Annotated in this window: 17 protein-coding genes; 11 read left to right on the top strand and 6 right to left on the bottom strand. The window is 70.2% G+C overall.

The features are described 5' to 3' along the window. Positions 1-24 precede the first annotated feature (24 nt). Positions 25-216, bottom strand: a complete 192-nt coding sequence (locus BI335_RS02695; RefSeq protein WP_094358362.1) for a YbdD/YjiX family protein — start codon at positions 214-216, stop codon at positions 25-27. Continuing rightward, positions 213-2,522 carry a carbon starvation CstA family protein gene (locus tag BI335_RS02700; protein WP_094358364.1) on the bottom strand — a complete coding sequence of 770 codons (2,310 nt, stop codon included), beginning with the start codon at positions 2,520-2,522 and terminating at the stop codon, positions 213-215. The genes BI335_RS02695 and BI335_RS02700 overlap by 4 nt, the downstream gene beginning before the upstream one ends. Before the next feature lie 142 nt (positions 2,523-2,664). On the opposite strand from BI335_RS02700, the gene BI335_RS02705 reads away from it, so the two are divergent. Then, positions 2,665-3,120: a GNAT family N-acetyltransferase gene (locus tag BI335_RS02705; protein WP_094429563.1), complete on the top strand. Its 456-nt coding sequence runs from the start codon at positions 2,665-2,667 to the stop codon at positions 3,118-3,120. A gap of 23 nt (positions 3,121-3,143) precedes the next feature. Here the strand turns inward: BI335_RS02705 and BI335_RS02710 are convergent, their stop codons facing one another. Genes BI335_RS02710 through BI335_RS02720 form a run of 3 tightly spaced genes read right to left on the bottom strand, consistent with a single transcriptional unit; the run spans position 3,144 to position 7,753 of the window. Next, positions 3,144-4,535 (bottom strand): aldehyde dehydrogenase family protein, encoded by a 1,392-nt coding sequence (locus tag BI335_RS02710; RefSeq protein WP_094429564.1) that lies wholly within the window; start codon positions 4,533-4,535, stop codon positions 3,144-3,146. Positions 4,536-4,566: 31 nt separating this feature from the next. Next, entirely contained in the window at positions 4,567-6,336 is a 1,770-nt protein-coding gene (gene sppA / locus BI335_RS02715; protein WP_094401410.1) for a signal peptide peptidase SppA, read from the bottom strand. 25 nt (positions 6,337-6,361) lie between these two features. After that, a complete protein-coding gene (locus tag BI335_RS02720; protein WP_094429565.1) occupies positions 6,362-7,753 on the bottom strand; it encodes an FUSC family protein in 1,392 nt (463 codons plus the stop codon). A 242-nt stretch (positions 7,754-7,995) separates the two neighbouring features. Here BI335_RS02720 and BI335_RS02725 point away from each other — a divergent pair, with 242 nt between their 5' ends. The 9 genes from BI335_RS02725 (at position 7,996) to tpx (ending at position 16,988) form a co-directional block, all read left to right on the top strand. After that, complete coding sequence (locus BI335_RS02725; RefSeq protein ID WP_094429566.1) at positions 7,996-8,787, top strand: hypothetical protein; 792 nt, start codon at positions 7,996-7,998, stop codon at positions 8,785-8,787. Between the two features lie 285 nt (positions 8,788-9,072). Beyond that, positions 9,073-10,758: a nitrite/sulfite reductase gene (locus BI335_RS02730; protein WP_094429567.1), complete on the top strand. Its 1,686-nt coding sequence runs from the start codon at positions 9,073-9,075 to the stop codon at positions 10,756-10,758. Beyond that, positions 10,755-11,504, top strand: coding sequence for a phosphoadenylyl-sulfate reductase (locus BI335_RS02735; RefSeq protein WP_094429568.1), 750 nt, complete (start codon positions 10,755-10,757; stop codon positions 11,502-11,504). Before BI335_RS02730 ends, BI335_RS02735 begins: the two co-directional genes overlap by 4 nt. Then, the gene (gene cysD, locus BI335_RS02740) at positions 11,486-12,481 is read left to right on the top strand and encodes a sulfate adenylyltransferase subunit CysD (RefSeq protein ID WP_094429569.1); all 996 of its coding nucleotides are present in this window, start codon (positions 11,486-11,488) and stop codon (positions 12,479-12,481) included. Before BI335_RS02735 ends, cysD begins: the two co-directional genes overlap by 19 nt. Beyond that, positions 12,481-13,797, top strand: a complete 1,317-nt coding sequence (locus BI335_RS02745; RefSeq protein WP_094429570.1) for a sulfate adenylyltransferase subunit 1 — start codon at positions 12,481-12,483, stop codon at positions 13,795-13,797. The genes cysD and BI335_RS02745 overlap by 1 nt, the downstream gene beginning before the upstream one ends. Further along, complete coding sequence (gene cobA / locus BI335_RS02750; protein WP_094429571.1) at positions 13,797-15,044, top strand: uroporphyrinogen-III C-methyltransferase; 1,248 nt, start codon at positions 13,797-13,799, stop codon at positions 15,042-15,044. Before BI335_RS02745 ends, cobA begins: the two co-directional genes overlap by 1 nt. Then, complete coding sequence (locus BI335_RS02755; protein WP_094429572.1) at positions 15,041-15,943, top strand: sulfite exporter TauE/SafE family protein; 903 nt, start codon at positions 15,041-15,043, stop codon at positions 15,941-15,943. Before cobA ends, BI335_RS02755 begins: the two co-directional genes overlap by 4 nt. Positions 15,944-16,163: 220 nt before the next feature. Further along, a complete protein-coding gene (locus BI335_RS02760) occupies positions 16,164-16,430 on the top strand; it encodes a DUF2277 domain-containing protein (RefSeq protein WP_094429573.1) in 267 nt (88 codons plus the stop codon). Between the two features lie 60 nt (positions 16,431-16,490). Then, positions 16,491-16,988, top strand: a complete 498-nt coding sequence (tpx, locus tag BI335_RS02765; RefSeq protein ID WP_094429574.1) for a thiol peroxidase — start codon at positions 16,491-16,493, stop codon at positions 16,986-16,988. A gap of 10 nt (positions 16,989-16,998) precedes the next feature. On the opposite strand, the gene BI335_RS02770 is transcribed toward tpx, so the two are convergent. Next, a complete protein-coding gene (locus BI335_RS02770) occupies positions 16,999-18,291 on the bottom strand; it encodes a benzoate/H(+) symporter BenE family transporter (RefSeq protein ID WP_229119400.1) in 1,293 nt (430 codons plus the stop codon). 109 nt (positions 18,292-18,400) lie between these two features. On the opposite strand from BI335_RS02770, the gene BI335_RS02775 reads away from it, so the two are divergent. Beyond that, the gene (locus BI335_RS02775; RefSeq protein ID WP_094429575.1) at positions 18,401-19,123 is read left to right on the top strand and encodes a maleylpyruvate isomerase N-terminal domain-containing protein; all 723 of its coding nucleotides are present in this window, start codon (positions 18,401-18,403) and stop codon (positions 19,121-19,123) included. Positions 19,124-19,136: the final 13 nt, after the last annotated feature.

Below are 19,136 nucleotides of genomic sequence, written 5' to 3' on the forward strand. Positions count from 1 at the left end.
CCCCTCGCGATCTGCGGCTGGTCGTCAGCAGCAACGAGTCTTGGGATTGCGTTCCGCGTCCTCGTGCTTCTGCCGCCAGAAATCACGCTCGGTGGGGATCGGGGCATCGGGGTGATGGAGCTGCTGATGGCGTACGTACTTCTCGTACGCGTTGTCACCCATCACGCTGTGCACGTACCACCGTACGGAGCGTGCGATGTCCACCATGGTGGTCATCCGTGCCCCCTTCCGTCCGGTGCGGGCTCCAGACCCGCCTCCTTCCACTCAGCGTAGACCTCTTTCTCCAGCTTCGTCGGGACGAAGCTCTTCGGAGCGAAGATCTTGCTGGGCACCGCTTCCGACTCATCGGTCGGCAATCCGCCGTTGCGCAGCGCCTTCACCGACACCATCAGGGCGACGATCACCACGATCGCGACCAGCAACGCATAGATGATCGACAGGGTGCCCTGCACGAAGGTGTTGCGGATCACCGCCTCCAGCTGTTCCTGACTGGTCGCGGTCTGGTAGCGACAGGGCTGGCCGGCCACGCATCGTTCCAGGGCCGCGCGGGCCTGGGTGTGCTGGGTCCAGTAACCGATCTGCGGGTTGCTGGAGAAGATCTTCTGCCAGGACGCCACCATCGTCACCAGGGTGTCCCAGAACAGTGGGATGCCGGGAATCCAGGCCCACTTGAACAGCCCCTTCTTCATCACGATCGCGAACACCACGGCCAGCGCGATCGCCGCCAGCAGCTGGTTGGCGATGCCGAACAGCGGGAACAGCATCCGGATGCCGCCGAGCGGGTCGGTGACACCCATGTAGAGCAGCGAACCCCAGGCGAGCACGACGATCGCGGTGCACAGCCAGGCACCCGGCCGCCACGAGGTGTCCTTGAACTTCCGCATCCCGGGGATGTTGCCCAGGGTGTCGGAGAGCATGAACCGGGCCACCCGGGTGCCGGCGTCGATCGTGGTGAGGATGAACAGCGCCTCGAACATCACCGCGAAGTGGTACCAGAACGCCTTGATGTGCCCGATCACCGGGATCTGGTTGAGCACCTCGGCCATCCCGAAGGCGAGCGTCGGCGCACCACCGGTCCGGGAGATGATCGTCTTCTCACCGACGTCCTGGGCCGCCTGGGTGAAGTACGCCGGATCGATCGGCGGCAGCGGTTGGCCACCCGGTGCGAGCAGACCCAGTCCGTTCGTGTACGCCGCAGCCGACTCCGGCGTACCCCCGGTCAGGCCGGCCGAGGCATTCATCGCGAAGTAGACGTGCTGGTCGATGACCGACGCCGCCACGATCGCCATCACCGCGACGAAGGACTCGGTGAGCATGCCGCCGTAACCGATCAGCCGCGCCTGCGATTCCTTCTCCAGCAGCTTCGGCGTGGTACCCGAGGAGATCAGCGCGTGGAATCCTGACAGTGCGCCGCAGGCGATGGTGATGAACAGGAACGGGAACAGCGAACCGGCGAAGGACGGGCCGTTGCTGTTGAACGCGAACTGGCTCACCGCCGGCTGCTGGATCACCGGCGCGACGATCAGGATCGCCACCGCCAGCAGGATGATCGTGCCGACCTTCATGAACGTGGACAGGTAGTCCCGGGGAGCCAGCAGCAACCAGACCGGCAGCACCGCGGCGGCGAAACCATAGACGGCGAGCCAGATCGCCAGACTGGTGCCGGACAGGGTGAAGATCGGCGCCCACGTCGCCGAATCGTTGACGAACGACCCCGCGGCGATGGCGGCCACCAGCAGCACCACACCGATCAGCGAGACCTCGGAAACCTTGCCCGGTCTGAGGTAGCGCAGATAGACACCCATGAACAGCGCGATCGGAATGGTCAGCGAGATCGAGAACACCGCCCACGGGCTCTCCGCCATGGCACCGATCATCACCACACCGAGCACCGCGATCAGGATGATCATGATGGTCAGCACGCCGATGATGGCGGCCCAGCCGCCGACCGGACCGAGCTCGTCGCGGGCCATCTGGCCGAGCGACCGCCCCTTCCGCCGGGTGGACAGCGCCAGCACCATGTAGTCCTGCACACCACCGGCGAGCACGACACCGACGATGATCCAGATGGTGCCGGGCAGATAACCCATCTGCGCGGCGAGCACCGGGCCGACCAGCGGTCCGGCGCCGGAGATCGCCGCGAAGTGGTGCCCGAACAGCACCCGCCGGTCGGTCGGCATGAAGTCCTTGCCGTTGCTGAACTCCTCCGCCGGGGTGGCGCGGCGATCATCGGGCTTGATGATCTTGTTCTCGATCAGCCTGGCGTAGAAGCGCAGCGCGAGCAGATAGCTGCCGACCGCGGCCAGCACGAACCACAGCGCGTTCACCCGCTCGCCGCGGACGATCGCGATCATCGTCCAACCGATCGCGCAGAGCACGCCGATGATCACGAAGGTCACCTTGTTGATCGGTGAGGAGCCCTTCGCTTCGATCACTCCGACCGGAGGCAGATCCGGGTCGGTACGCAGCTTGTGCGGCCCGTCTCCCTGGGCCACTGCGTCATCGTTGACACTGGTACTCATCTGAGGTCCCTTTCAGGTCACAAACTCCCGTCAAGGTATTACCCCGCGGCGCTGGGGTGGAACAGGTATCGGGTTCGGCGCGGTAACGATTTGGCGACCACCGCTGGTTAGGATCGCCGCAATCACCGAGACAGGAGCCCCGATGCCACCGAGTGCCCGATTGCGGGTCGCGGTACCGACCGACCTGGCGTTCGCCGAGGCGTACGCGGTGCTGCGGTTGCGGGAGGCGGTCTTCGTGGTCGAACAGGACTGCCCCTATCCGGAGCTGGACGGCCGCGATCTGGAGCCGGACTGCCGCTGGCTCTGGTACACCGACGACGATGGCGCGGTGCTGGCGAGTCTGCGGGTGCTCACCGAGGACGACGGGGTACGCCGGATCGGGCGGGTGGTGACCGCGCCGGCCGCCCGCGGACGCGGGTTGGCGGCGGAGCTGATGCGCGAATGTCTGCACCTGATCGGCGATCGGGCCGAGGTGGTGCTGAACGCCCAGGTGCAGCTCGTCGGCTGGTACGAACGATTCGGTTTCCGCGGCGACGGTGCGGAGTTCCTCGAGGACGGCATCCCGCACCGCCCGATGCGCCGCCCGGTAAGCGGATGAATTCTGTCAGCGGATGAGTTCGGTCAACGGGTGAGCCGGGTCAGCTTCATCAGGGCGCGGCGCCACCCGGTCACCGGGGGATAGACCAGCTCCAGGGTGTCGGGGCGCGTCGGTTTGCTGAGCACCGAGCGCTGGTGCGAGAAGGTGTCGATCGAGGCCCGGCCGTGATAGTTGCCCATCCCGGAATCACCGATCCCGCCGAACGGCAGGCCCGGCACCGCCAGATGCAGCATGGCCGCATCCAGCACCAGCGCACCCGAGTGGCTGCGCCGCTGGAACGCCTCCCGGGTGTCGGGGTCACCGGAGAAGAGATACAGCGCCAGTGGATGCGGCCGGGCGGCGATGAAGTCCAGCGCCGCCTCGGCATCGGGCACCTCGAGCACCGGCAGCACGGGCCCGAAGATCTCCTCGGTCATCACCGGCGCGTCGCTGTCCACATCGACCAGCACGGTGGGTGCCAGATAGCGTGCGTCGGCATCGCTGGCACCGCCGATGACCACCCGGCCATCGCCGAGGAATGCCTCCACCCGTTGGAAATGCCGGTCATCGACGAGCCGGCCGTAGTCGGTGGAGCGGCGGGGATCGGTGCCGTAGAAGGATTCGATGGCGGCCGCCAACTCGCGCACCAACTCCTCCCGCGCACCCGGGGTGACCAGCACATGGTCGGGGCTGACGCAGGTCTGGCCGGCGTTGGTGAACTTCGCCCAGGCGATCCGGCGGGCGGCCACCCGCAGATCGGTGTGCTCGTCGACGAAGGCCGGGGACTTCCCGCCGAGCTCGAGGGTGACCGGGGTGAGCTGCTCCGCGGCGGCCCGCAGCACCACCTTGCCGACCTCGGCCGATCCGGTGAACAGGATGTGGTCGAAGCGCTCCCGCAGCAGTTCGGTGGCCTCGGCCACCCCGCCGGTGCGGACCGCGACGAGCTCCGGATCGAGATGACCGGGTACCAGCTCGGCGACCAGCGCCGCGGTCCGCGGCGCCAGCTCGCTCGGTTTGAGCAGCACCGCATTGCCCGCGGCCAGCGCACCGATCGCGGGGGAGAACAGCAGCAGCAGGGGATAGTTCCAGGGGCTGAGCACCAGCACCACGCCCTTGGGCTGGGGGTGCACCTCGGCACTGGCCGGTTGCGCGTTCAGCGGTACGCCGACCCGGCGCGGCACCAACCAGCCCGCCAGATTGGCCAGCACGTGGTCGATCTCATTGACCAGCAGCTGCAGCTCGAAGGCGCGGACCTCGGTCGCCGGCTTGCCGACATCGGCGCGCACCGCTTCGGTGAACGCATCGGCCTGCTCGGTGAGCAGCCGCCGCAACCCGGTCAGCTGCGCCTGGCGCCAGTCCAGCTCCAGGCTGCGGCCGGTGGCGAAACCGCGCCGCAGCCCGGCGACCAGCTCAGCGGCCGACCCGGCGTCCCCCATGGATCCAGCGTCCCACCGGGGGTGGGCCGCTTCAACCGATCCGTACCTGCCAGGGCAGGGCGAGCACACCGGCCGGCTGCGGCAACCCGGCGAGCCGGGCCAGGGCGGCGAGCCGGGCCTCCGGGCCACCGGTGAGCAGGCCGCCGGGGAACAGCGGCTCGGACTGGGCGCCGATGCCGAAGGATTCGCTGGACTCCGGGGGCCGCACCTGATCCAGCCACGGCAGCACCGGCACCCCACGCAGGGTGAGGTCGTCGCGCTCGTGACCGGAGCGCCGGGCGGCCTCGTCGAGGGCGGTGCCCATCCCACCGAGGGTGTCCACCAGGCCCCGCTGCTGGGCGGCCGAACCGGTCCAGACCCGACCGCGGGCCAGCGGTTCGAGCTGCTCCAGCGGCATCCCGCGGTCGGCGGCCGCCTTGCTGGTGAAGTCGGCGTACACCTCATCCAGCCAGGCGTCGAGCTTCTCCCACTGCCGCTCGCTGAACGGCTCGGCGCCGCCCATCATGCCGGCGTTGGCACCGGCGATGATCTGCTCGCGGATCACCCCGATCTTGTCGAACAGGCCCTGGGTGACGAACTTGCCGGCGAGGACGCCGATCGAACCGGTCAGGGTGGTCGGGTTGGCGACGATGGTGTCGCAGCCCATCGCGGCGAAGTAGCCACCCGAGGCGGCGACCTGGCCCATCGAGGCGACCACCGGCTTGCCCGATTCGCGGAGCCGCTGCACCTCCCGGCGGATCAGGTCGGAGGCGACGTAGGAGCCACCGGGGGAGTCGATGCGCAGCACCACGGCCTTCACCGAGTCGTCGCGGCCGGCCTCGCGGAGGTGGGCGCTGACGGTGTCGGAACCGGCCCGGTTCGCACCGGGCTGGCTGATCCCGGACACGATCGCGCCGTGCAGGGTGACCACGCCGATCGAGGGCTTGTTCTTGTTCAGCAGCTGCTCGAAGTTCTGCAGCGGCCCGCCCGCGTGCCGGGCGTAGCGGTTGGCGTACTGCAGGGCCAGCTCTGGCTCGTCCTGATTGACTCCGTCGACGCTGCGGTTGGCCGCCGGCTTCTGCTTGCCGTAGCGGCGGCGCAGCTCGGCGTACACCTGATCCCGGTAGCCGATCCGGTCGACGAGCTTGGCCTGCTGGGCGTCGTGCGCGGTGAGCGGGGAGTTGTCGACCGCCAGCCGGACGGCTTCCGGGTCCAGGTTGCGGCGTTCGGCGACGATCCGCACGGTGTCGTCGAGGATCGAGTCGGCGATGCCCTGCATCATCTCCCGGTTGGCCTCGGTGACCTCGGTGGCGGCGAACTGGTCGGCCGCGGTCTTGAACTCCTTGCGCTGGCCGAACTCGGGATCGATGCCGAGCTTCTCCAGGCCGCCGCGGAGCAGCAGGATGTCCAGCTGCACGCCGTGCAGGCCGACCGCTCCGGAGGGCTGCACCCAGATCTCCTTGGCCGCGGTCGCCAGCCGGTAGCCGAGCATGCCGTTGCCGAACTCGCCGAAGGTCTCGCTCCACGCGATGGTCGGCTTGCTCCGGCCGAACTCGACGATCAGCTCGGCGAGCTCGTCGAGCTGATCGCTGGTCAGGGTGCTGGCGCCGATGTGCACCACCAGGCCGGCGACATCGGAGTCCTTCGCGCCGCGCCGCAGGCCGTCACGGATCTCCCGCATCGTCGCGGCCTGCCGGGTGCGCAGGGCCTGCAGCGGGTTGTCGGCGGGGGTACTGACCACCCCGCGTGGCAGGTCCAGCTCCAGCAGCAGCGGCTGTCCGGGGAGCTTCGGGCGAAGGGTCTTCAGCAGGTCGGAGAGCATGTACCGAGCCTACGTGGGTGGGTGGTCACGCGGGCTGGTCGGCGCCGTTTTCAGGGTCGGGATGGGGGACTCGTCGGGGTCGGGTACGCACCCGGCCGGTGCGCAGCGCGGCCAGCGTGTCCCGGTTCAGCAGGGTGTCCCCGCCGATGATCCGGCCCGCCTGCTCGGCCTGCCACTGGGCGCGGTCGGCGGCCCGCGCGACCGGGTCGAGCAGCTCCAGCATCGCCTCGATGCTGTGCAGCACGGTGCCGCGGAGCAGCCAGCCGTCGGCGTCGTCGTGCGGGTCGACCAGCATCAGCTCGGTCAACCGGGCGCGGGTCTCGCGCAGCGTTTCGATGGTGTACGCCAACGAGTCGTGCACCTGCTCGGCCTGGCCGTTGGCCTCGGCGTGCACCAGGTCACCGAAGGCGTCCAGGCAGTCGGCCACATCGTTCAGCACCACCGCGAAGGCCTCGCGGAGGTCGTCGTCGAGGTAACCGCTGCGGTCGCGGGGACCGCCCGGTGCCTCGCGCTCCATCACCCAGAACAGGGTGCGCAGTGCCACCTGGCTGCGTTCCAGGATGTCCAGTCCGGAGCGCAGCACCGGGGAGAGGTCGGCGGTGCCGATGGCCCGCGGATTGAAGCGCCGGGCGTCGGTCAGGTCACCGACCTGCTGGGAGGCCCGGCCGAGCTGTTCACCGACCTGCAGCGACTGGTCCAGCCAGCCGGTCACCTCGCTGCGGCGCAGCGGATGATCGGCGATCGCCTCCCCGGCGCGGCGCAACAGCGTCGCCTGCACCGCCGCCACCCGGCGTACCGCATGCGCGGCGACCCGGGTCGGTACCGGCGGCGGCAGCAGCACCGCGAACGCGATCCCGATGCCGGCACCGACCAGGGTCGTCACCACCCGGGTCTCGACGGCGATCTGCTGCCCCGCGGTGGCCAGGATCAGCATCGCGCTGATCGGCGCCTCGAGCGCCTGCGGACCCAGCCGGAAGACCCGGCCCAGGATCAGCGCGCTGCCGATCGCGAGCGCCAGGCTCCACCAGGTGAGCCCGACCCAGGTGGTCACCGCCAGGGCCACTCCGACCCCGGTGAGCACCGCGCCGATCCGGACCGCGCCCATCTGCAGGGTGGTGTAGGTGGAGGCCTGCAGCACCAGCAGGGCGGTCAGCGACCCGGTCAGGTCGATCGGCCCGGTGGTCACGACCAGGGTGATCAGATAGGAGAGCACGGCCCCGGTGGTCAACCGGAGCAGGTGCACCGCGGTCGGATAGATCCGCAGCGGGGCCTCCCGCAGGGTCTTCGGATGCCCGGGCCAGGCCCAGTCGAGGTAGCGGACCCCCAGGCCGCGGAGTCGAGCGGTCAGCGGCCGGCGGCTGCGGTCGCGGCGGCGGAGGCGTGCCGGGACGGCATGCATCAGCGTGCTGTGGGTCATCGGTGCTGCTCTTTCGGGACGTCGTTGCTGGCCCACGTCACTGTCGAGCGCTTCAGAACCGTCCACGGTGCCACCGAAACCGGGCCGGATCAACGCCCGCGCGCGTGGGCGCGCAGAAACAGACGGCGGTGGTACGCCCGAGCGGATGCGATGCGACCACGGACCGAGGCGTTCGGGGGTGCAGGCCCGGTTGTCGGGCGGGTCGGCACCACCGCGAGCCGGGCCTCGGGCATGCTGGGGGCATGAGCCAGCGGCCCGCCGACGACGATCCCCATCCGGCCCGGGCGCTCCCCGACGTCGAGGAGCGATCCGAGACCGCCGAGCCGGTACGCCCGCATCGGGCGCTGCCGCCCGAGGATCCGGCGTCCGCGGCCTCCCCGGACACCGCCGTGCTCCAGCCCACCGAGGCGGCTGCCGCTGCCGGGCCCGGGTCACCGGTCTCACCGCAGACGACGGTGATGGGGGCCACGGCCGCCCGCGCCGCCTCGCCCGCCTCCCCGAGCACCACCGTGCTGCCGGCCGCCGCGGCGCCCCGCCCCGGGGACGGTGACGATCCCGTCGAGCTGTCGGCCTGGCAGCAGCCCTGGGTGCGAAAGCTGGCCAATGCCCGTCGGGTGCTGCCGATCATCGCGTTGATCGTCGGCGTGCTGGCGGCCGTCGGCTGTGTGCTGCTGGTGCTGCGCGGCGGGTTGGAGCAGGTCTGGGGGCTGCCGGTGCTGGTCGTCGGCGCCGGCCTGGCCGGTGGCTGCCTGGCCGGTGGCGTACTCGGCCTGGTGGCGTACCAACGGCTGCGCACGGTGCTGCAGGCCGGCCCGTGGCGCCCGGCGGCCATCGAACTCGGCCGCGGCAACCGCGCCTCGCTGCTCGCGGACGACCCCGGGGCCGAGCCCCGCTCCCTGGAACTCGACGTGCGCGCCACCCGGCTGGGGGACCGCGGTGCCCGGGTACCGGTGCAGTGGCTCGCCCAGGACGACCGGATCGTGCTCGCCACCACCGACCAGTCCCGCCTGATCCGCACCTGGCCCGGCCGCTGACCCTCGCCCGCCGCACCCGGTCCATCATCCGGAACGGATTTCGGGTATCGCCAATGGAGCCATTAAGGTCTCCTATATGACATTGAGGGATGTGCCGTTCGTGGTACGCCGCCACGTTGACCTGCTTCTCGTGGCCAGCAACCTGATGTGTTCGTGACCGGGCGCCGGAACTCCTGACGCCTGCCGGCCGGCGGCCTGCGCCGGCCCGTGCCGCTCGTTCGGCACCGCACCCCCTCCCGCCCGCGCCATTCGGCGTACCTGCACGCACACCGTGATTGGAACGAGATGACTTCGACCACCAACGCTGCCCGCCCCTCGCGCGCCGCCAGCAAGCCCCAGGGCCAATGGGCCGTCGACGGGAAGGCGCCGCTGAACCACAACGAGGAGTTCAAGGCCGCGGACAACGGGCTGAACGTGCGCCAGCGGATCATCGACGACTATTCGGTGAACGGCTTCGACTCGATCCCCAGCGACGACCTGCACGGCCGGTTCCGCTGGTGGGGGCTCTACACCCAGCGCAAGCAGGGCATCGACGGCGGCCGGACCTCCAAGCTGGAGGCCGACGAGCTGTCCGACAAGTACTTCATGATGCGGGTCCGCCTCGACGGCGGCGCGATCACCACCGACCAGCTGCGGGTGCTGGCCGGCATCTCCCGGGAGTTCGCCCGCGACACCGGCGACATCTCCGATCGCCAGAATCTCCAGTACCACTGGATTCGCGTCGAGGACGTGCCCGAGATCTGGCGGCGGCTCGATGAGGCCGGGATGGACACCGTCGAGGCCTGCGGTGACACCCCGCGGGTGATCCTCGGCAGCCCGGTCGCCGGGATCGCGGCCGACGAGATCATCGACCCGACCCCGGTGATCCAGGAGATCAGGTCCCGCTACCTGAACCAGCCCGAATACTCGAACCTGCCGCGCAAGTTCAAGAGCGCGGTCACCGGCCACCCGAGCCTGGACGTAGTGCACGAGATCAACGACATCTCCCTGGTCGGTGTCGAACACCCCGAGTTCGGGGCCGGTTACGACCTCTGGGTGGGTGGCGGTCTCTCCACCGTGCCGCGGCTGGCGGAGCGGGTCGGGGTGTTCGTCCGCCCGGAGGAGGCCGCCGAGGTGTGGGCCGGTGTGGTGAGCATCTTCCGCGACTACGGCTATCGCCGCCAGCGGACCCGCGCCCGGCTCAAGTTCCTGATCGGTGACTGGGGTGTGGCGAAGTTCCGCGAGGTGCTGGAAACCGAATACCTGCAGCGAAAGCTGCCCGATGGGCCGGCACCGGCGCCGGCGCGTGCCGGCGCCGACCACCTGGGTGTCAACGAGCAGCGCGACGGCCGGGTCTGGGTAGGCGTGGCACCGACGGTGGGCCGGGCCTCCGGCACCCTGCTCGACAAGGTCGCCGACCTGGCCGAGCAGGCGGGTTCGGGGCGGATCCGCTTCACCCCGCACCAGAAGATCCTGATCCTCGACGTCGAACCGGACAAGGCCGAGACGCTGGTCGACCAGCTCGCCGAGATCGGCCTGTACGCCCGCCCGAGCGTCTTCCGGCGCGGCACGATGGCCTGCACCGGCATCGAATACTGCAAGCTCGCCTTCGTCGAGACCAAGGGACTGGCCGCCGACGTGATCGACGAGCTGGAGCGCCGACTGGCCGACCTGGAGCTGACCGAACCGCTGTCGATCAACATCAACGGCTGCCAGAACTCCTGCGCCCGCATCCAGGTCGCCGACATCGGGCTCAAGGGCCAGCTGATCGCCGGTGAGGAGTTCGGCTTCCAGGTGCACCTCGGTGGTGGCCTGGTCACCGCAGACCGGGAAGCCGGGGAGCTGGGGCGTACCGTCCGGGGACTCAAGGTCACCGCCGCTGACCTCACCGACTACATCGAGCGGGTGGTGCGCCGCTGGCACACCGACCGCGCCGACGGTGAGACCTTCGCCGCCTGGGCGCACCGGGCTGATGAGGAGGCAGTGGCATGAGTGTCGACCTGATGAACGGCCCCGGTGGCGAATCCCAGCAGAGCAGGGATCCCGAGGAGGCCGCCGAACTGCAGAGGCTGGCCGAACAGGGCGCCGCCGACCTCGCCGACGCCAGTGCCGAGGAGGTGCTGGCCTGGGCCGGGGAGAACTTCGGCCGGTCACTGGCGGTGGCCTGCTCGATGGCCGGCGACACGGTGCTCGCGCACCTGGCCTCGACCGTCGTCCCCGGGGTCGACGTGCTGTTCCTGGACACCGGCTACCACTTCGACGAGACCTACGCGACCCGCGATGAACTTGCGGCGGCGCTGCCGATCACCCTGGTCGATGTCACCCCGAAGCTGACCGTGGCCGAGCAGGACGCCCAGTTCGGCGCGAAGCTGCACGACCGCGATCCCGGGCTGTGCTGCGGCATGCGCAAGGTCGAACCGCTCAATGCGGCGCTCGCCGGGTACCACGCCTGGGTCACCGGCGTCCGCCGCGAGGACAACGCGCTGCGCGCCAACACCCAGCACGTCGAATGGGACGCACGCCACCAGATGGTCAAGCTGAATCCCCTTGCCGGATGGAGCTTCGACCAGCTGTTCGACTACGCCGAGGCCAATGTGGTGCCGATCAACCCCCTGCTGGCCGACGGCTACCCGTCGATCGGCTGCGCCCCCTGCACCCGCCGCGTCGCCCCCGGCGAGGACCCCCGAGCCGGCCGCTGGGCCGGACTCACCAAGACAGAATGTGGGATTCACCTGTGAGCACTGAGATCGCGACCGACACCCAGCCCGTGCAGACCGGCACCAGCGCGCCGGCCGACACCAGCGCGCCGGCCGACACCGGCCGCCGGCTGGACCAGCTCTCGGCACTGGAGAGCGAGGCCATCCACATCTTCCGCGAGGTCACCGCGGAGACCGAGCGGCCGGTGCTGCTCTTCTCCGGCGGCAAGGACTCGGTGGTGATGCTGCACCTGGCCAGCAAGGCCTTCTGGCCCGCACCGATCCCGTTCCCGGTGCTGCACGTCGACACCGGGCACAACTTCGCCGAGGTGCTCGACTTCCGCGACGAGACCGTACGCCGCCTCGGCGTCCGGCTCGAGGTCGCCTCGGTGCAGGAGTGGATCGACGACGGCCGGCTGACCGAGCGCCCCGACGGCACCCGCAACCCGCTGCAGACCCAGCCGCTGCTGGAGGCGATCGAGAAGGGCCGCTACGACGCCGTCTACGGCGGCGGCCGCCGCGACGAGGAGAAGGCCCGCGCCAAGGAGCGGATCGTCAGCCTGCGCGACGACTTCGGCCAGTGGGACCCGCGGAACCAGCGGCCCGAGCTGTGGAATCTCTACAACACCAGGCATCGCGCCGGTGAGCACGTGCGGGTCTTCCCGCTGTCCAACTGGACCGAACTCGATGTCTGGCGCTACATCGAGCGGGAGCAGATCGAGCTGCCCACCCTCTACTACGCCCACCAGCGTGAGGTCTTCTCCCGCGACGGGATGCTGCTCGCGGTCGGTGAGTTCAGCCAGCCGCGCGAGGACGAGACGGTGACCACCGAGACGGTCCGCTACCGCACCGTCGGCGACATGTCCTGCACCGGGGCGGTCCGTTCCGACGCCGCCAATGTCGCCGCGGTGGTCGCCGAGGTGGCCGCCACCCGGGTCACCGAACGGGGCGCGACCCGCGCCGACGACCGGCTCACCGAGGCCGCGATGGAAGACCGCAAGAAGGAAGGCTACTTCTGATGAGCACGACCACCCAGGAGACGCCGACGCTGCTGCGGCTCGCCACCGCCGGCTCGGTCGATGACGGCAAGTCCACGCTGGTGGGCCGACTGCTGCACGACTCCAAGTCGATCCTCGCCGACCAGCTCGACGCCGTCGAGCGGGTCAGCCGGTCCCGCGGCCTGGCAGGCCCGGACCTGGCACTGCTCACCGACGGCCTGCGGGCCGAACGGGAGCAGGGCATCACCATCGACGTGGCCTACCGCTATTTCGCCACCGCGCGGCGCTCCTTCGTGCTGGCGGACTGCCCGGGCCATGTGCAGTACACCCGCAACACCGTCACCGGTTCCTCGACCGCGGATGCGATCGTGCTGCTGGTCGATGTCCGGCACGGGGTGCTCGAGCAGACCCGGCGGCACCTGGCCGTCGCGGGCCTGCTGCGGGTGCCGCAGGTGATCGTCGCGGTGAACAAGATCGACCTGGTCGGCTTCGATTCCGCGGCCTTCGACCAGGTGGACGCCCAGATCCGTGAGCTCGCCGAGGACCTCGGAATCCCTGCGCTGACCGTGATCCCGGTCTCCGCACTGCTCGGGGACAATGTCGTCGACCACTCGGCGAACACCCCCTGGTATCACGGCCCGGCGCTGCTGGAACTGCTCGAGGAGCTGCCCACCGCCGACCACCCGGAGACCGAGGCGTTCCGCTTCCCGGTGCAGTATGTGCTGCGTCCGCAGGCGGCGGCGCTGTCACCGGAGTTCGTCGAATACCGCGGGTACGCCGGGCAGGTCGCATCCGGTGTGGTGCGGGTCGGCGACGAGGTGGTGGCCCTGCCGTCCGGACGCGGTGTCCGGGTCGAGGGGATCGACACCGCCGACGGCAGCCGCTCCGAAGCGTTCGCGGGGGAGTCGGTCACGCTGCGGCTCTCCGACGACATCGACCTGGCCCGCGGCGATCTGATCGCGGCCGCCGAGGACGCCCCGGTACCGGCCAAGGAGCTCGACGCTTTCGTGTGCTGGTTGAACGAGCGGCCGCTGCGGGCGGGGGCGAAGGTGCTCCTCAAGCACACCACCCGGACCGTCCGCGCCCAGGTCCGCGAGATCGACGGGCGCCTGGATCTGGACACGCTGACCAGCGAACCGGGGGAGTCGCTGGAGCTGAACGACATCGGCCGGGTGAAGATCCGGCTCGCCGGTGAGATCGCCGCCGAGCCCTATGCCCGGTCCCGGCGTACCGGCTCCTTCCTGCTGGTGGACGCCGACAGCGGGCAGACGCTGGCCGCCGGCATGGTCACCGGGGCGCGCGCCGAGCAGCGCAGCGACGCCGACTGGGTGATCTGATGTTCCCGCTCTCGCTGGAGCTGCGCGGCCGCCGGGTGCTGGTGGTCGGTGGCGGGCGGATCGCTGCCCGCCGGGTCCGGGATCTGCTCGCCGCGGGTGCGCGCGTCGACCTCGTCGCCCCCGAACTGTGCCCCGAACTCGCTGAGCTGGGGGAGCGGATCGGCTGGCAGGCAAGGGAATTCCGCGACAACGACCTGGATGGTGCGTGGCTGGTGCATGTCGCCACCGGTGACCAGGTCGTCGATGCCCGGGTGGCCCGGCTCGCCGAGGAGCACCGGATCTTCTGTGTCGCCGCCGGCGCGCATCGGACCGGCACGGCCAGTGTGCCGGCCCATACCAGCGTCGAGCTGCCCGATACCCGCGTCCAGCTCGCCGTCAGCTCGGCCGACCCACGCCGTTCGGTCGCGATCCGCAACCGGATCGCCGGCCAGCTCGCCAGCGATCCCGGCGATCTCCGCCCGCAGCGCGAGCACCCGGGTTGGGTGGCGCTGGTCGGCGGTGGACCCGGTGACGACGGCCTGCTGACCCGGCGCGGGGTGCAGCTGCTAGCCACCGCCGATGTCGTCGTCGTCGACCGGCTCGCCCCGCACGGTGTGCTGGCCGATCTGCCCGACGAGGTCGAGGTGATCGACGTCGGCAAGACCCCGGGTCATCATCCGGTGCCACAGCACGAGATCAATGCGCTGCTGGTCGAGCATGCCCAACAGGGCAAGGGCGTGGTCCGGCTGAAGGGCGGTGATCCGTTCGTGCTCGGCCGCGGCGAGGAGGAGCGTGCCGCCTGCCAGGCGGCCGGCGTACGCGTCGAGGTGGTGCCCGGAATCTCTTCCGCCATTGCCGTTCCGGCCGCTGCTGGGATCCCGGTCACCAGCCGCGGGGTCTCGCGGGGCTTCACCGTGGTCACCGGTCACGAGGAGTTGGCCGAGGTGCCGAGCCGCAGCGATCACACCGTCGTCGTGCTGATGGGCGTCAAGGGCCTGGCGCGGACCGCTCGGACGCTGATCGCCGGTGGCCGCGCCGCCGACTGCCCGGTCGCGATCGTCGAACGGGGGTGTACGCCGCAGCAGCGCGTCACCGTCGCCCCGTTGGACCGGATCGCCGAATCCGCCAGCGCGCGCGGGGTCACCTCCCCGGCGGTGGTGGTGATCGGCGAGGTGGTCCGGCTCGGACCCGACTGGTCCGAGGCGTACCCCGATGGCCGGGGTGCCGACATCCCCGCAATCCTCACCCCGCAAGGAGAAACCGCATGAAGAAGCTGATCGTCGTCGGCCTGGTCGGGCTCGGCGCCCAGCTCATCGACGGTGCCCTCGGGATGGGTTACGGCGTCACCTCGACCACCCTGCTGCTGATCGCCGGGCTCTCGCCGGCGGCCGCGTCGGCGTCGGTGCATCTGGCCGAGATGGGCACCAACATCGCCTCGGGTGTGTCCCACCACAAGCTCGGCAACACCGACTGGAAGCTGGTGCTGCGCCTCGGCGTACCCGGCGCCGTCGGCGCCTTCGCGGGCGCCACCTTCTTGTCCAAGCTCTCCACCGAGGGTGCGGAACCGGTGATGGCGATCATCCTGGGTCTGCTCGGCCTCTACATCCTGGTCCGCTTCGCGCTGCGGCCGCCGGCCCAGTCCCGGGCCCGGGTGTCGCCGCACCGGGGCCGCTTCCTGGCCCCGCTGGGTGTCGTCGGAGGTTTCGTGGACGCGACCGGTGGCGGCGGCTGGGGACCGGTCACCACCACCTCGCTGCTCAGCGCCGGCAAGACCGCGCCGCGCACGGTCGTCGGCTCGGTGGACACCTCGGAGTTCCTGGTCTCGGCCTCGGCCAGTCTCGGTTTCCTGATCGGACTGGGCACCGCAGGCATCAACCTGGGCTTCGTCGCCGCCCTGCTCATCGGCGGCCTGATCGCCGCACCGATCGCCGCCATGCTGGTCAGCAAGCTGCCGGCGCGGGTGCTCGGCACCGCCGTCGGCGGGCTGATCCTGCTGACCAACCTGCGTACCCTGCTGAAGGCCTTCGACATCGAGGGCGCCACCAGCACCGTGGCCCTGATCGCGGTCGCCGTCCTCTGGGTCGTGGCCGTGGTGGTCGCCATCGGCAAGCACCGCAGGAATCCCCAGCCGGCGAGCGAGCCCGAGAGCGAACTGGCCAGCCGCTGAGCCGGGTCGGGTTGCTCGGGGAGTCGCTCCGCCTCTGCGGTCGAACGCTGGGACATGCAGTAGGTGCCGAGTTCCATGATCAAACCCGCTCTGACTGGGGTTGCCAACCGGTCAATTCTGACTACTGCATGTCCCAGCGTTCGGGCCGAGCCGGCGATCTCGCAGCCCTTGACCAATCGGTGCCGTGCGCTTGACTGGGGGCGTACCGATCGGAGGAACCATGTGTCGCAACATCCGCACCCTGCACAACTTCGCCCCGCCCGCCACCGATGACGAGGTGCAGGCGGCCGCGCTGCAGTACGTCCGCAAGATCAGCGGGTCCACCAAGCCGTCCCAGGCCAACCAGGACGCCTTCGACCGGGCCGTCGCCGAGGTCACCGAAGCCACCCAACGGCTGCTCGACACCCTCGTCACCACCGCCCCGCCGAAGGACCGGGAGGTCGAGGCGGCCAAGGCCAGGGAGCGCAACCGGGTCCGCTTCGGCTGACGCCCCGATCAGCAGACGGCCCCGCGCGTCGGGTTGCCGGAAGCGTGCTAGACATGGGCCATGGCGACTACTGCTTTCAAGGGAAATCCCGTCAACACCGTGGGTGACCTGCCGGCCCAGGGCCAGGCGGCACCCGACTTCACCGTCACCGGCCAGGACCTCTCGGAGGTCAAGCTGAGCGACTTCACCGGCTCCCGGCTGGTGCTCAACATCTTCCCGAGCGTCGATACCCCGACCTGCGCACAGAGCGTGCGGAAGTTCAACGAACTCGCTGCCGGGTTCGACAACACCAAGGTGCTCTGCGTCTCGGCGGATCTGCCGTTCGCGCTGGGCCGGTTCTGCGGCGCCGAGGGCATCGATAACGTGGTCACCGGATCGGTCTTCCGGTCCAGCTTCGGCTCCGACTACGGCGTGACGATGACCGACGGCCCGCTGCAGGGTCTGCTCGCGCGCTCGGTGGTCGTGCTCGACGAGCAGGGCAACGTCACCTACAGCGAACTGGTGCCCGAGATCGGCCAGGAGCCCGATTACGACTCCGCCTCCGCCGCGCTGAGCTGAGCGGCGCCACTCACCGAACGGGTCGGCCGCCGGTGCCTTCGGGCCCGGCGGCGCCCGTTCGCTGTGTCCGGCGCCGGTGGTCGTGCGGGCGCAGCAGGGCGTACGCCGCCACCCCGGCCAGCAGCCCCCAGAACGCGGACACCACTCCGAACGGCTGGATCCCCGACAGCGTCACCGCCAGGGTGATCAGCGCCGCCTCGATCACCGACCGGTGGTGCGGCCCTTCGTGCATCGAGTCGAACAGCGAGTTCTGCAGCGGTGCGAGCAGGGCGACGCCCGCCAGCGCGGTGATCATGCCCGCCGGGATCGCCGAGAACAGCGAGACGATGAAGGTCGCCAGGAAACCACCGATGATGTAGAAAACCCCGCACGACATCCCGGCCACATAGCGCCGGTCGTGATCGGGATGGGATTCCCGGCTGGTCGCGATCGCCGCCGTCACTGCCGCCAGATTGAGCGCATGGCAGGCGAACGGTGCGAAGATCGCCGAGGCCACCCCGCAGCTGCCGAGCAGCAGCCGGTCGTTCGCCTCGTAACCGGAGGTGTGCATCACGATCAGCCCGGGCGCGTTCTGTCCGGCCGCGGTGACGATCAGCAACGGGATCCCGAGCCCGAGGATCGCATCCAGCGAGAACGCCGGAGTGATCCAGACCGGGGTGGTCAGCGCGAACCGGACCTCGAGCGCCTGCGTCGACCCGCTGGCCACCGCGAGCACCGCCCCGATCGCCATCGCGACGAACACCGCGTACCGTGGCAGGAATCGACGGCCCAGCAGGTAACCGAGCAGCAGCCCACCGGCGACCAACGGCGCCGCGATCACCGCATTCGCCACCTTGATCGCGAACGGGAACAGCACACCGGCGAGCACCGCTGCGGTGATCGGCCGCGGAATCGCGGCGATCAGTCGGCCGAACAATCCGGTGACGCCGAGCAGCGCGGAGAGTACGCCGACGACCAGATAGGCGCCGATCACCTCACCCAACCGGTTCTGTGCGACGTAACCGGGCAGGACGGCGATCAGCAGGGCGGCGCCCGGGATCGACCAGGCGACCATGACCGGCTGCCGGGTCGCCCAGGACAGCGCCAGGCAGCACAATCCGGACCCGACCGAGATCGCCCACACCCAGGAGGCGGTCAGCTGCGCCGACAATCCGGCCGCCCGGGCGGCCTCCAGCACCACCAGCAACGGCCCGGCGTACGAGACGACCACCGCGACGAAACCGGCGATCACCGCCGACCAGCTGGCATCCCGGAGCACGTTCGGGCGCTGGTGGGAGCCGTGCGCGGCGGTCGTCGATGGCACCTGTGGATGCTAGCGGTGAAACCGGGTACGTGGCCGGGGGCCTTGGTCAGCACTGGGAATAGCCCTTGGTCCGCTGGTGGGAACCGTCACCCGGGGGCAGACTGGCGCCATGGAACCCATCGGCGCGTTCAAGCGACAGGCACTGCTGCCCGGCGACCTCAATCGGCTCGACCGGGAGACCGGGATGCTGCTCGCCACCGTCGACAGCCTCGCCGAGGACGAACTCCGCGGACCGTCGCTGTGCGAGGGCTGGAGCCGCGCCCAGGTGATCGGCCATCTGATCGGCAATGCCGACGCGATGGCCAACCTGGCGCACTGGGCGCGGACCGGTGAGGAGACGCCGATGTACGCCTCCAAGGAAGCCCGCAACGCCGCGATCGACGAGCGCGCCGCCCTGCCACGGCAGCAGCTCAAGGAGGAACTGCACGCCGCCAGCGACCGGCTCCGGGCCGCGCTGGATGAACTCTCCGGTGGTGTCGACACCGAGGTGGTGCAGGCGACCTTCGGCCCGCTCAATGCCTGGGCGGTACCGGCGCTGCGGATCACCGAGGTGATCCTGCACCACCATGACCTGGACACCCTGTGGACGCTGGCGGAGGCCGACATGGACGCCCAGGAGGACGGCCTGCTGCTCTGCGTCGGGATGAGCAGTGGCAAGGACTGGGGGAGCGGGGTACGCCTGATCACCGACGAGGGTGAGGACCTGGTGCTCGGTGCGGGGGAGACGACGCTGCGTGGTGGCCGGGATGCGCTGCTCGCCTGGCTGGCCCGCGGGCAGACCGATGGGGTACGCGGTGAGCCGCCCGCACGGCCCGATCCGGCGCTCGGCTGAGCCTGTCGATCAA

The sequence above is a fragment of the Enemella evansiae genome, from assembly GCF_002250705.1.
Classification (GTDB): Bacteria; Actinomycetota; Actinomycetes; order Propionibacteriales; family Propionibacteriaceae; genus Enemella; species Enemella evansiae.